The organism is Candidatus Binatia bacterium (genome assembly GCA_026415395.1).
Taxonomy (GTDB): Bacteria; Desulfobacterota; Binatia; order HRBIN30; family HRBIN30; genus HRBIN30.
In genome coordinates this window covers 49,881-62,774 of sequence record JAOAHD010000017.1, presented here as the reverse complement: position 1 = coordinate 62,774, position 12,894 = coordinate 49,881, and the positions used below count along the sequence as shown (strand labels likewise).

Annotated in this window: 12 protein-coding genes; 11 read left to right on the top strand and 1 reads right to left on the bottom strand. The window is 59.4% G+C overall.

Annotated features, from left to right (window positions below):
* The first annotated feature begins 15 nt into the window (after positions 1-15).
* The 8 genes from N3C12_13345 to rnc all read left to right on the top strand — a co-directional run bounded on the left by N3C12_13345 (position 16) and on the right by rnc (position 9,287).
* Positions 16-1,563, top strand: coding sequence for an NAD(P)H-hydrate dehydratase (locus tag N3C12_13345; GenBank protein MCX8073418.1), 1,548 nt, complete (start codon positions 16-18; stop codon positions 1,561-1,563).
* 26 nt (positions 1,564-1,589) lie between these two features.
* Positions 1,590-2,090: a tRNA (adenosine(37)-N6)-threonylcarbamoyltransferase complex ATPase subunit type 1 TsaE gene (tsaE, locus tag N3C12_13340; protein MCX8073417.1), complete on the top strand. Its 501-nt coding sequence runs from the start codon at positions 1,590-1,592 to the stop codon at positions 2,088-2,090.
* Positions 2,081-3,316 carry an aspartate kinase gene (locus tag N3C12_13335; GenBank protein MCX8073416.1) on the top strand — a complete coding sequence of 412 codons (1,236 nt, stop codon included), beginning with the start codon at positions 2,081-2,083 and terminating at the stop codon, positions 3,314-3,316. Before tsaE ends, N3C12_13335 begins: the two co-directional genes overlap by 10 nt.
* Entirely contained in the window at positions 3,313-4,941 is a 1,629-nt protein-coding gene (gene cimA / locus N3C12_13330) for a citramalate synthase (protein MCX8073415.1), read from the top strand. Before N3C12_13335 ends, cimA begins: the two co-directional genes overlap by 4 nt.
* A gap of 86 nt (positions 4,942-5,027) precedes the next feature.
* On the top strand, positions 5,028-6,191 hold the full coding sequence (locus tag N3C12_13325) for a cysteine desulfurase (protein MCX8073414.1): 1,164 nt from the start codon (positions 5,028-5,030) through the stop codon (positions 6,189-6,191).
* Positions 6,188-7,255: a tRNA 2-thiouridine(34) synthase MnmA gene (gene mnmA / locus N3C12_13320; GenBank protein MCX8073413.1), complete on the top strand. Its 1,068-nt coding sequence runs from the start codon at positions 6,188-6,190 to the stop codon at positions 7,253-7,255. Before N3C12_13325 ends, mnmA begins: the two co-directional genes overlap by 4 nt.
* A 28-nt stretch (positions 7,256-7,283) precedes the next feature.
* The gene (gene mtaB, locus N3C12_13315) at positions 7,284-8,564 is read left to right on the top strand and encodes a tRNA (N(6)-L-threonylcarbamoyladenosine(37)-C(2))-methylthiotransferase MtaB (GenBank protein MCX8073412.1); all 1,281 of its coding nucleotides are present in this window, start codon (positions 7,284-7,286) and stop codon (positions 8,562-8,564) included.
* A 27-nt stretch (positions 8,565-8,591) separates the two neighbouring features.
* On the top strand, positions 8,592-9,287 hold the full coding sequence (gene rnc / locus N3C12_13310; GenBank protein MCX8073411.1) for a ribonuclease III: 696 nt from the start codon (positions 8,592-8,594) through the stop codon (positions 9,285-9,287).
* A gap of 49 nt (positions 9,288-9,336) precedes the next feature.
* Here rnc and N3C12_13305 read toward each other — a convergent pair whose 3' ends face one another.
* Positions 9,337-10,761, bottom strand: coding sequence for a hypothetical protein (locus tag N3C12_13305; protein MCX8073410.1), 1,425 nt, complete (start codon positions 10,759-10,761; stop codon positions 9,337-9,339).
* Positions 10,762-10,929: 168 nt separating this feature from the next.
* Between N3C12_13305 and N3C12_13300 the strand changes: the two genes are divergently transcribed.
* From N3C12_13300 to N3C12_13290, 3 genes are read left to right on the top strand one after another with little or no spacing between them, the layout of a single operon-like run.
* A complete protein-coding gene (locus N3C12_13300) occupies positions 10,930-11,529 on the top strand; it encodes a hypothetical protein (GenBank protein MCX8073409.1) in 600 nt (199 codons plus the stop codon).
* 59 nt (positions 11,530-11,588) lie between these two features.
* Positions 11,589-12,191 carry a hypothetical protein gene (locus N3C12_13295; GenBank protein MCX8073408.1) on the top strand — a complete coding sequence of 201 codons (603 nt, stop codon included), beginning with the start codon at positions 11,589-11,591 and terminating at the stop codon, positions 12,189-12,191.
* Positions 12,192-12,229: 38 nt separating this feature from the next.
* Positions 12,230-12,871, top strand: coding sequence for a hypothetical protein (locus N3C12_13290; GenBank protein ID MCX8073407.1), 642 nt, complete (start codon positions 12,230-12,232; stop codon positions 12,869-12,871).
* Positions 12,872-12,894: the final 23 nt, after the last annotated feature.

Below are 12,894 nucleotides of genomic sequence, written 5' to 3'. Positions count from 1 at the left end.
AGCGAGGAAGCAGCGATGGCGATCCGTTTGGTGTCTGCGGCTCAGATGCGCATGTTGGATCGCGTGACCATCGAGGAATTCGGTGTTCCGAGTTTCGCCTTAATGGAGCGCGCGGCCCGTGGTGCAGTCAAGGTGTTTCACCGGCACTTTCCCGCTGAAAGCCGGAAGCGGGTTCTCATCGTGGCGGGAAAGGGAAACAACGGAGGAGATGGCATGGTTTGCGCCCGCCTGCTCGCCGAGCAGGGGATTTCGGTTTCCGTCGCGCTGTTGGCGGACCCAGGAGATCTCAAGGGCGATGCCGCGCGTGCATATCGGGAACTTGTGGGCACGGCAATCTCGGTAGTGCCCAATATCAATCCGCGAGAGCTTGCTGCTCTCCTGTCCGATGCGACGGCCGTGTTCGATGGGCTGCTTGGCACGGGTTTGAACTCCCCGGTGTCGGGGGCGTTGGCCGAGGCAATTGATTTGCTGAATGGCAGCGGAAAGCCCATTCTCGCACTCGACACACCTTCTGGCTTAGACTCAGACAGGGGGATTCCCTTAGGCAGGGCGGTCTGCGCAAACGTAACCGCTACATTCGGGCTGCCTAAAGTTGGTCTGGTAGTCTACCCAGGCCGCGCTTTTGTCGGTCGACTCGAAGTCGTCGATATTGGCATCCCCGAAGCAGCTGTAACACGGGCGGAGCCTCGTTACTGGCAACTTGAAGCGGTTGACGTTGCCCGTCGCCTCATCCATCGCCCGCCGACAGCACACAAGGGAACTTGCGGCCACGTACTGGTGGTCGGCGGCGCTATTGGCCGCACCGGCGCTGCAAAGATGGCGGCAGAAGGCGCCTTGCGGGCTGGCGCGGGGCTGGTGACGCTCGCAGGCCCGGCGTCGCTGCAGTTGACTTTGTCCTCCCATTTGCCCGAGATGATGACCCTCCCGCTGCCGGACCGGGGCGGTCAACTGCGGTTTGATGAAACCGCGTTACGGAAGGCCTTAGAAGGAAAGACTGCAGTGGTCCTGGGGCCGGGGATGGGAGTCTCGGAAGACGGTCGGAACTTCGTGAGCTTCATTTTGGAGAAGACCGACGTGCCCGCGGTGTGCGATGCGGATGCTCTCACCTGTCTTGCCGAGTTGTGGGCCCGAGGGCACACACGGCGCACCAACTTAGTGCTGACACCACACCCGGGAGAATTTGCCCGGCTTACGGGCATTGTGGTCCCAGAAGTGCAACAGAATCGACCGCTGTTGGCACGGGAGTTTGCTGTTCGGCATGGCTGCGTTTTGGTGCTCAAGGGCGCGAGCACGGTGATTGCGGAAGAGAATGGCACGGTTTGGGTCAATCCGACTGGAAATCCCGGCATGGCTTCCGGGGGGATGGGCGACGTCTTAGCTGGTTTGCTCGGTGGCTTCTTGGCCCAAGGACTGCGAGCCGTGGATGCAGCCTTGGTTGCCGTGTACATCCATGGTGCTGCTGCAGATTCCCTGGCGCAAAGCTATGGCGAGACTGGCTACGTCGCCACGGAAGTGGCCCGCGAGGTGCCCCGCCAGCTTCATGCATTGCGTGACACGTCGTAACCGCTACGTAACTCACCATCTTCGCAATGGCTGCTGAGTGCTTCCAAACTTCCAATGTTGTGACATTCGTCCTCGAGAACGAAGGGGACACACGCGCTTTGGGCTGGGCGCTCGGCCAGTTTGTTGGTCCCGGCGATCGGATCGCACTGTGCGGGAACTTGGGCGCTGGCAAGACCACGCTGGTGCGCGGCGTTGCAGATGGGGTAGGCTGCGGCGCTGAGCGTGTCCGAAGTCCGACGTTCACCTTGGTGAACGAGTACTTGGGGGGAAGGCTCCCTGTGTACCACGTTGACTTTTACCGACTAGATGCGAGCGTCTTGGACCTTCTCGCGTTGCGGGAAGTCCTTTACGGCGATGGCGTCGCCTTGGTGGAGTGGTGGGATCGGGTTGCCGGCGAGTCGTGCCATCTACGGATCGACTTGGAGTTCCTCAGCGGCACTCAGCGCAATGCGAGGCTGACTGCGTTTGATCGCCGGTACCAAAGTTGGATTGAGTCTTTGCAGGAACAGGGTGGAACGTGGCGTTGATTGTTCAGAAATATGGCGGCACCTCTGTAGGAAACTTGGCCCGCATTCGAGCTGTTGCAGAGCGGGTTGCTGGGACGTGGCGCGAAGGGAATCGAGTCATTGTTGTCGTCTCCGCCATGGCTGGCGAAACGAACCGCTTGCTTAAATTGGCTCACGATCTGTCACCGCAACCTGTACCGCGCGAGGTCGATGTCATCGCTGCCGCTGGGGAACAAGTTTCGGTGGGTTTGGTCGCCATTGCGCTTCAGGACCTGGGTGTTCCCGCGCGGTCTCTGCTCGGTTTCCAGGTGCCAGTGGAAACCGATGGGGTGTTTCAGAAGGCCCGGATCAAATCGATCGACGCCTCGAAACTGCTGCAAATTGTCAACGCGGGCGAGGTTGCCGTAGTTGCCGGTTTTCAAGGCGTGGATCGTCTTGGTAACTTGACCACTTTAGGCAGGGGTGGCAGCGATACGAGTGCCGTGGCCATTGCTGCTGCCGTGAAAGCGGATGCGTGCGAAATCTACACGGATGTAGATGGGATCTACACAACCGATCCGCGGATTTGCCCCAATGCTCGGAAACTAGAGCGCATTTCGTTCGACGAAATGCTGGAACTCGCGAGCTTGGGGGCGAAAGTTTTACAAATCCGCTCGGTGGAGTTCGCGAAACGATACGGCGTGCCGCTTTGCGTTCGATCGAGCTTTAACAACGAACCCGGAACCTGGGTCGTTGCGGAGGAGCCTAGCATGGAAGACGTTTTGGTTTCTGGTGTGGCGGCAGATCAAAACGAAGCGAAAATCACGATTCAGCGAGTGCCCGACCGTCCCGGCCTAGCGGCACGCATCTTTGGTCCGATCGCCCGGGAGCACATTGTCGTGGACATGATCATTCAGAACGCGAGCGAAGATGGCTACACAGACGTGACTTTTACGGTCCCGCGTGCGGATCACGCTCGTGCACTGGCCATTGTGCGGCAAGTGGCGGCAGGGATTGGCGCGGCCGGGGTGACCTCCGACACCAACATCGCCAAAATTTCAGTCGTGGGCTTGGGGATGCGCAGCCACGCTGGTGTAGCAGCGCGCATGTTCGAGGTGCTCGCCCAGGAGGGAATTAACATCCAGATGATTTCGACCTCGGAGATCAAGATCTCGATCGTCATTGACGCGAAATATACCGAGCTTGCGGTACGGGTGCTGCATGCAGCCTTGGTGGAGCAAGGGTTCCGCGAGGAGTCCAGCGTATGACCGAGGCGCCCACAGTCGAACTCTACGACACGACGTTGCGCGACGGTTGTCAGGCCGAGGACATTTCGTTTACCGTCGAGGACAAGCTGCGCATTGCCGAGCGCCTAGACGACTTCGGGATTAAGTACATCGAAGGGGGATGGCCGGGCTCCAACCCGCGAGACGAAGCATTTTTCCGCCAGGCAAAGCAGCTCCGACTGAAACAGGCGCGGATTGCCGCCTTTGGCTCCACTTGCCGCGCAGGGCTACGGCCCCATCAGGATCCGATCTTTCGCAAACTTCTCCTAGCTGACACTCCGGTGGTGACCATCTTTGGAAAAACCTGGGACCTACATGTGCGCGAGGACTTGCGCATTCCCCTCCAGGCAAACCTCGAATTGATTTACGAGAGCATTGCGTACTTGAAGCGCCACGTGGACACCGTGATCTTCGACGCCGAGCATTTTTTCGATGGCTTCCGGGCTAACCCGGACTTCGCCCTCGAGTGCTGCCGCGTGGCGGCTGAAGCCGGGGCGGATTGGATTTGCCTCTGCGAGACGAACGGTGGACGCATGCCAGACGAAGTCGCAGCCGGCGTTGATGCCGTTCGCGCCGCGGTGTCCACCCCGCTGGGGATTCACTGCCACAACGACTCCGAGCTTGCCGTGGCCAATAGCCTCATTGCCGTGCAGCACGGCGTGCGGCAGGTGCAAGGTACGATTAACGGAATCGGTGAACGCTGCGGGAATGCCAATCTCTGTTCCATCGTTGCCAACTTGCAGTTGAAGATGGGTTACCGCGTTGTGACGGCGGCTCAACTTCGGCAACTGCGCGAACTATCCCACTTTGTCTGGGAACTTGCGAATATTGAGCCGAACAAGCGCCAGCCCTACGTGGGCCTGAGCGCGTTTGCTCATAAAGGAGGGGTACACGTTGCCGCCGTGCAAAAAAACCCTCGGACCTATGAGCACATCGACCCTGCACTTGTTGGTAACCGACAGCGGGTTTTGGTGTCCGACCTCTCCGGTAAGGGTAATATTATTTATAAAGCGCAGGAGTTTGGCCTCGACCTCGAATCCGTGAAGCCCTCGGTGCGCAGGGTGCTGCAAGAAGTCAAAGAGTTGGAGAGCCGGGGTTTCCAATTCGAAGGCGCAGAGGCGTCATTCGAGCTGTTGCTGCAAAAGGGCTTGAACGGTAGGCGCACCCGCCACTTTCGCCTGATTGGTTTCCGCGTCATCGACGAAAAGCGCACCGAAGACGAGCCCCCCCTGTCGGAAGCGACGATCATGATCGAAGGGCCCGACGGCGAGGTGGAGCACACGGCGGCGCAAGGAAATGGTCCGGTAAACGCCTTAGATAACGCGTTGCGCAAGGCTCTGCGGAAATTTTACCCGCAGATCGACGAGGTCCAGCTCCTCGACTACAAGGTCCGGGTGTTAGGCGGGGGCGAAGGGACTAAAGCCACAGTGCGTGTGCTGATTGAGTCGGGCGACGGCAAGGATCGGTGGGGAACGGTCGGCGTATCCCACAATGTCATCGAGGCTAGCTGGCAGGCGCTTGTCGATAGTATCGATTACAAGCTGTACAAGGATCGCAAACAAAAAAGGCGCTCTCGCCCTCCCGCTCCGACCTCGGAGCCGCTTTAAGGAGCAGCCGTCGCACGTTGCGCCCTAGGGGCGGGCTCGAACTGCTACTGTTCAGATTGCTGTTAGCGGGACCCCGCAGGAGCACGATGATTTACCTGGATTACAATGCAACGACGCCGGTGCGTAGCGAAGCCTTATCGGCGATGTGGCCGTACTTGCGCGAGGCGTACGGGAACCCGTCTAGCGTTCATGCACTGGGCAGTGCGGCGAGGGTAGCCATTGAGGACGCGCGGGCAACGGTTGCCGCCACTTTGGGCGTAACCCCGCCGGAAGTCATCTTCACCAGTGGTGGCACTGAAGCAAATCACCTTGCGCTGTGGGGAACTGCGTGGGTTCAGAGGCCAGGAGTGATTCTCTCCACGCCCATTGAACATTCTTCTGTGCTTCGGCCCCTCGAGTGGCTGGTGGACCAGGGCTGGGAAGTGCGCTGGCTGAAGCTTTCCACAGACGGGCTTGTGGATCTGAACTTTCTAGAGCGAGCCCTGACATCGGAGGTCCGACTGGTCTCGATTGGCTGGGCGAACAACGAGATTGGCACGATTCAGCCCCTGCAAGAGATTCATACGATTTGCCGGGCGCACAGAGTGTGGTTGCACACCGACGCTGTACAGACCGTGGGCAAAATCCCACTCGGTGAGTTGCCAGCAGATCTGGTTTCGGTGTCAGGCCATAAGTTTGGCGGGCCGAAGGGATCTGGGGTGCTGGTCGTTCGGCGAGGGGTTCGGGTTCAACCCTTGCTGCGCGGCGGGGGGCAAGAGCGCGGTTTACGGGCGGGTACGGAAAATGTCGCTGGCATTGTAGGACTGGCTGCCGCCCTTGAGGTTTCCGTTGCAGAAGTTGCGACATTTGCGGAAAAAACCGGACGCTTGCGGGACCGTCTTTGGAACTGCTTGCAGGCGATCCCCGGTGTGCAGCGGCACGGGGCTGTGGGCGCACACTGCTTGCCGAACACATTGATGGTAACGTTCGAGGGTGTCACCTCGGACACGCTCGTGGCGGCACTCGACTTGGAGGGGATTTGTGTCTCTGCTGGATCGGCGTGTGCAGCCGGTGCGGCGGAACCCTCTCACGTGTTGCTAGCGCTCGGGGTGCCGCACCCGCTCGCTGCTGGGGCGATCCGTTTCAGCCTTGGGCCGGACCTCACGGAGGCAGCGATCGATTTCGTTGCCGCGAGCGTAGCGGAGCAGGTGGCGCGTATTCGGGGAAGTGAAGGAACGTTGGAGCACGCGATGGGGGGCCGAACGCGATGAAGCAACGCGTGTTGGTCGCCATGAGCGGCGGCGTCGACAGCTCGGTTGCAGCGGCGCTTCTGGTGCGTGCGGGATACGACGTGGTCGGCGTAGCCATGAGGCTGTGGAAAGGACCGAGTGACAGCGGTTGTTGCTCTCTGGACGATTTCCTCGATGCCCGCCGCGTTGCAGCTCGTCTAAGCATTCCGTTTTACGTCATGGATTTTTCCGACTTGTTCGAGTCGCAAGTGGTGCGCCCGTTTGCGGAAGAATATCTCCGTGGCCGCACCCCAAACCCCTGTGCCCGATGCAATCAGTTCGTCAAGTTCGACGCGTTGTTGGAAAGAGCGCGCAGTCTTGGTGCGCAGTTGGTTGCTACCGGTCATTACGCGCGCCTGGTGCGCTCGCCAGACTCTAGCGAGGTCAGCCTCCACGCCGCACACAGCGTGGAGAAAGATCAATCGTACTTCCTTTTTGGAATTCAGCGCGAGACCCTGCCGTACTTGCTGTTTCCCGTTGGCGACAAGCACAAAGAGGAAGTGCGTGCGCTCGCGCGAAGTCTCCAGCTTCCGGTGGCTGAGAAGCCGGAGAGCCAGGAGGTGTGCTTTGTCCCCCGGCGAGACTACGCATCCTTCGTAGAGTCGTACCTTGGAACCGGAGGAATCGCTGGTGACATCGTGCATGAGAACGGAACGGTGCTCGGTCGGCATCGGGGAATCCATCGCTTCACAATCGGGCAGCGCCGTGGCCTCGGTGTTTCCAACGGTGCGCCATTGTACGTTACGGGTCTCGATCCTGTCCGCGGTTTGGTGCAAGTCGGCAATCGTTCAGCAACCGTGGCCAAGGGATTGCGGGCAACGGCTGTGAACTGGTTGGTGCCGCAACCCCCGCGGGCCGGCCAGCGGCTTACCGTAAAGATTCGTTCTCGTTTTCGGAACGCGCCCGTGGTTGTGGAAGAGACGTCATCGGCTCATTTCGTCGTTTCCGCGCCGAATGGTCTTCAGGCAGTGACCCCCGGGCAAGCGGCAGTGCTTTATGATGGGGACCAGGTCGTCGGGGGAGGCTGGATTGATGCTGCACTGTAGCCAAGCGCCCGATCGGGAGCCGCGGAGAGTGGCCATCACCACCTTGGGTTGTAAGGTGAATCAGTACGATACCGTGGCCATCGCACAGGCGTTGCGCCGTCGTGGTTGCGAGATCGTGGAGTTTCCCAGGTTCGCGGACGTGTACATCGTGAACTCCTGCACCGTGACCGACCGAGCAGACTCTGAGAGCCTGCGGCTAGCACGCCGGGCGCGGCGTTTGAATCCGCAAGCCTTGGTAGTGTTGACGGGGTGTTTTGCGCAGGTGGCCCCGCAGCGTGCGGCGATTCCAGAGGTCGATGTCGTGGTGGGGCTCAATCGACTCGCTGAGTTGGTGGAGATCGTTTGCGGCGACAGGCCGCTAGCTCGCGTTGTGGTGAGCGATCTACGTCAAACGCGAAAAGTGCGGACCGTCGGCGTTGGTACCGACAGTAGCCGGACCCGAGCCTTCTTGAAGGTGCAAGAGGGCTGCGACCTGTTTTGCTCTTTTTGCATCGTGCCGATGGCCCGCGGCGCGAGCCGAAGCGTTCCGCCTCGCGCGGTCGTGGAACAATACGACTTGCTGGCCTCGATCGGGGTGCGGGAGATTGTCCTGACAGGTGTTCACCTTGGTAGTTGGGGACATGACCTGTCACCGCGCTTGGAGTTAGCGGATCTCGTGGAGATGCTCTTGGAACGGGATCGGGTTCCACGGTTGCGGCTCAGCTCGATCGATCCGCCGGAGATCACGCCCCGCTTGCTGCATCTGTTCGAGACTGCACCCGCGCTCTGCCCACATTTGCACGTCCCGATCCAAGCGGGAGTCGATTCTGTGCTGCGTCGTATGCGGCGTCGCTACGACACCGAGTTGGTGCGCGCTTGCTTGACCGAGATTCGCAGCCGTTTGCCCCATGCAGCGATTGGCACGGACGTCATTGCTGGTTTTCCGGGAGAAACAGAGGCGGAATTCGAGGAGGGCCGTGCGTTTTTTGAATCGCTACCCCTCACGTACTTGCATGTGTTCCCGTATTCTCCGCGGCAAGGAACGACCGCCGCGAAATTGCCCGAACAAGTGCCGCGTACCACTGTCTTACATCGTGCTCGTGAGCTCAGAGCGCAAGGCGAGCGGAAGCGCGCCGCCTTCGCAAGGATGTTCATTGGACAAAAGCTTAAGGTGTTATTCGAAGATCGTGAAAGCGATGGTGGGTGGTCGCAAGGGTACTCGCGAAATTATCAGCGTGTACGTGTTCCGACCCGCATTCCGGGCAACAGCGAACGGGACGTTGAGATCGTGGCTTGTGAAAAGGGCCAGTTAATTGGCCGTTGTGATTGATACCGAGGGAGAGAGAGAGTGCCTGCCGTGAGGTCTGGTCTAAACGCTCTCGAAGAGAAACTCTCCTACCAGTTCCGCGATAAGAGCCTTTTGGAGGCAGCCCTCACCCATGCGTCGACCATGGCGGGACCCGGTCCCCGGCGGATGGAACAGCTCGAGTTTTTGGGTGACGCCGTCCTCGGGTTGATGCTTGGAGAACTCTTGCTGAAGCATCACCCGGATGCATCGGAGGGACAACTTTCTCAGTACCGGGCTGCCTTGGCAAACACGCAAACCTTGGCGCGCAAAGCGCGCACTCTCGGGCTGGATCGCTCGCTCCGGCTGGGTGTCGGGGAGGAGCGCTCCGGCGGCCGCGAAAAAGCGCGCATTTTGGCTGCGACCTACGAAGCGGTTCTGGGTGCCATTTACCTTGACGGCGGGTGTGAGGCAGCACGCGCATGCGTGGGCCGGCATTTCGAAAACGAGCTCGTTCACCTGCCCTCGCGCATGGAGTTCGATGCCAAAACGGCCCTTCAAGAACTCTGTCAGGCGCGTTACCGCAACGTGCCTCGCTACAAGCTTGTGACCCAAGGCGGGCCGGATCATGCACGCTGGTTCGTGGTTGAAGTGCTGGTCGAAGGGCAAGTGTATGGCTGGGGCCATGGCAAGAGCAAACGGGCCGCGGAACAAGAGGCGGCACGGAACGCTTTGCAAAAACTTCAACCGCATGACCCAAGCAGATAGGACTCAACGCTGGCTCCAACGATGTGAGCTGAAACGGGATTGTGGCCCCTTAGGTTCGTCTTCGGCGTAAAAATGCCAGCGCAGCCGTTGCCAGAAGAACCGCAAGCGCGGCGATCGAGAACGTGAGAAAGTAACTGAGCATGCCCACAATCATGAGAGCGACGGCAATCCACCGCGACGCGTCCGTTTCACTCAACAGACCAAATGTGCACGTCGCCATGAGGTGCCACGGCCACAGAACGGTGGTGATAAAGCCGTTGAAAATTAGGAGCAGATAGAAGCAATCTTCAGCCGCCCGGTTTGGCGCATACGCGTCGTTCCACCGTCGCAGGAGTACCCACGCAAAGCAGAACGCCGCGAAGCTGTAGCGTGTAATCTCAAAGAGCTCGCGACCACGCTGCAAGTCAAACCACCCGCTTTCGAGGTACAGATAAAAGATCGGCCACAACGTCGGGGGCAATTCGGTGGGAAATAGAGCCTGCCCGACTTTGACCCCAAGCGGTTTGAGAAGAATGGTGCTTGCGTTCTGAGCGAACGGCAGGAGAGCGCAAGTCGTGACCAAGAGAGCTCCTGCGACTGCTCGAAGCAGGCCCACGAAGGCGGGAGACCATGCCGGCTCTCGTTTGAGCGACCACAGGAGGAAGGCAGGAAGGACGATCACCGTGTACCACTTGTACCAAAACGTAAACGCCCAAAGACAGCCGGAGATCCACCACCTGCGCCTGAGCCAGAACAGAAACGCGGCGACGAGGGTCACAGCCACGGTAAGGTCGTTGTGGGCCGACGCGATCCCTTCGAACAAAATGAGCGGGCTCCACGCCCAGAGGACGAGCCCGTCATGACCGAAGCGAGGTTGGTCTACGTTGTCCCGCGTGAGGACGCTCAAACCGACAACACCCGCGCAGAGAAGGGCGAGATTCAGCAGCTTGTACGTGGCGACCGTCGCGATCAGGTTGTCCCCACACAACGCGTACACCAAGCGAGTTTGAAGGAGAAAGAAAGGGCCGTACCCAGCGGCTCCCTCTTTCCACCATGCCTGTAGCAGGGGGTACCACGCATCCTCCTGGAACTCGGTGGGCGCGTGAAAGAATGGATCGACCCCATAATGTCCCCACATTTTCCCGTAGAAGGCGTAGGCGAACACGTCGCGCGAACCTACCGGGAACGATAGGAGGAGAGGAAACACGAGCACGGCTAGGCCGATGTACATACGGGCACCCCGCCAGTCTGCGGGGTGCCTCCTTAAGAACGCTGCGTCTGCCAAGGCGGCGTAACAGCAACACCAACCCAGGAAGCACAAGAAGAAGAACACCAAAAGTCGGGCGTCGCGCAGGCGTTCGAAATCGTTTTGTGTTGGCTCGGAAACATGCAGGTAAGAGCCGAAAAGAAAGGCCAGGAGAAGCAAAAACGTAGGCAGCAGATACGCGTTGCTGGCCGAGAATATTTTGGCCCGTCGTTGGGCGAGATCTTCCACAGCGAGCTCTTTGCCCCGCGAACTGTGGCGGATCAACCCTGGGCGTTTTGGCCCTCGAGTGCCGAAGAGGTTTGCTCTTGACAAAGCGTAACAACTGTTGGAGTATGCGTCCCGAGTAGCTTGTTGAACTAGCGTTTCGGGGAGAGGACCTTAAACAGGAGGGAGCGCATGAAAGTGCATTGGCGAATGGCCGTAGCGGGAGCCTTTGTGGGCTTGTTGCTCGGCGGAGGGAGTGCCTGGGCGCAAGCTCAGTTCCCGTTGGTAGCTCGGTCGTTCTCAGCTTGGTTGGTCCGTGCGTTTGACCCCTGCACGCCTGGTGGCCTCACAGTGGTGAGTCCTGGTCTCCCTGCGCAGGGTTGCCTAACCACGGCCTCGGTTGTCGACGACCAGATGAAGATGGACTTTGGCAAGGTGCGGATTCTGAAGGGAAGCGGCAAAATTAAGGTCTTCGGCCGGGGCATGACTCCAGGCGGGCGCGTCAAGGTCCAGTTGACGCTGCGAGTGACAAAGCTCGGAGTCAATACAAAAAATCCCTCGAAGACTAACGCGCGCGTAACCTTTGCGGACCAGGTCGTCACCTGTGGGCCTCCGCCGTTTGGTTTCGTGATCGTTTACCCCACTGGCGCGCTGGGCGCCTCGATTGATTTGGCGGATTGTCTGGCTCCTTATCCTGGCTTGGCCACGGGGAATATCGAGATTGAAGAGGTTGCGTTGGTTAACGTGGACAACGGCAACAAGGTTTTCGCACGACCGGGGGTGCTCCGATGAGGCAGACGAAGGCACGTGAGGCAGCAATGATGATCCGGTCGGTTGAAACGAGGTTCGGCATGCGAGTGCTTGTGTCGTTGGCTGTGTTGAGCTTCGTCGCGGGGCTGAGTTCTTCTGCCCTCGGGCAAACCTTGCCAAGTTATCCGAAAAAGGCTCCGTCTTATGACACCTGGATGGTGCGCGCATATGATGCGTGTACGCCGTCAGGTCTCACGGTGGTCTCACCGACAAACGTCCCGAATACTGGTTGTTTAGCCGCAAACTCGGTGACCGATAGTGTGTTGCCCTATAACTTTGCCCGCTTGCGGGTGGCGAAGTCCGGAAAAATTCGCCTTTATGCCCGGGGCCTCACCTTTGGTGAGAGTGTCAGGGTGCGGCTCAATCTCCGGGTTACACGGCAGGGGGTGAGCACGAAGAATCCGACAAAGTCGGGTGCCACGGTCACTTTTGCTGACGTCACCGTGGATTGCCCCCCCGCACCGAATGCGTTTGTTGTGCGTCCGAACGGCTCGATCCTTGGCGCGACGGACCTGAACGCTTGCCTTGCGCCCAATTCGAACCTGGGCGGAGGAACGGGTACCAATAACATTGAAGTGTTGGATGCGAGTTTGGTGAATGTGGCCACGGGCAAAGAACTGGCTCGGGCAGGCGTGCTGCGGTAACATGGCGAAGTGAAAGCGAGAACGAGAGGGAGGGAACAATGAAGAAGCTTTGGCTAACGACGTTAATCGGTGTGACGGTGGCGACGGCTGGGCCAGTGTCGGCGCAGGTGAGCGGTTTTCCGACGAGGGCCATTCGTTACTCGACCTGGCTTGCCCGTGCGTTTGACTCGTGTACGCCAAGCGGGTTGACAGTAGTGTCTCCTTCGAACCTGCCTGCCACGGGATGTTTTGCAACTCACTCCGATCCGCTGCCACCGCCTGGCGGCACGAACCCGGTTGGAGCATCGATGACGTTTGGTCGGCTTGATGTGCGCCGTTTCCCTGCAACGGGCGGGCAGGGGAAAGTGAAGTTGTTGGCCTTCGGCATGCAGAACGGCCAACGCGTGAAAGTACGCCTCACGTTGCGCACCACCCGCTCCGGAGTAACGACGAAGAATCCGTCGGGAAGCAATAAGTTGGTCACTTTCCAGGATACGACTGTGGACTGCCCGATTGGTCCCAGCAACTGCTTTATTGCCAATCCACGAGGTGTGGTTTTGGGGACGATTCTACTTGATCAGTGCTTGACGCAAAATTCGCAGCCGCCTGGTCTGGCCCGGCAAAACGTGGAAATCTTGAGTGCCGAGGTGGTGAACTGCGATGATGGTAACGTTGTCGCGCGTCCGGGCATCCTAAACTAGACCCGCGGTCGCGAAAAAAGATG

Coding starts and splice junctions, on each gene's coding strand:
- N3C12_13345 (MCX8073418.1), top strand. CDS start 16: ATGGCGATCCGTTTGGTGTCTGCGGCTCAGATGCGCATGTTGGATCGC.
- tsaE (MCX8073417.1), top strand. CDS start 1,590: ATGGCTGCTGAGTGCTTCCAAACTTCCAATGTTGTGACATTCGTCCTC.
- cimA (MCX8073415.1), top strand. CDS start 3,313: ATGACCGAGGCGCCCACAGTCGAACTCTACGACACGACGTTGCGCGAC.
- N3C12_13325 (MCX8073414.1), top strand. CDS start 5,028: ATGATTTACCTGGATTACAATGCAACGACGCCGGTGCGTAGCGAAGCC.
- mnmA (MCX8073413.1), top strand. CDS start 6,188: ATGAAGCAACGCGTGTTGGTCGCCATGAGCGGCGGCGTCGACAGCTCG.
- N3C12_13300 (MCX8073409.1), top strand. CDS start 10,930: ATGAAAGTGCATTGGCGAATGGCCGTAGCGGGAGCCTTTGTGGGCTTG.
- N3C12_13295 (MCX8073408.1), top strand. CDS start 11,589: ATGCGAGTGCTTGTGTCGTTGGCTGTGTTGAGCTTCGTCGCGGGGCTG.
- N3C12_13290 (MCX8073407.1), top strand. CDS start 12,230: ATGAAGAAGCTTTGGCTAACGACGTTAATCGGTGTGACGGTGGCGACG.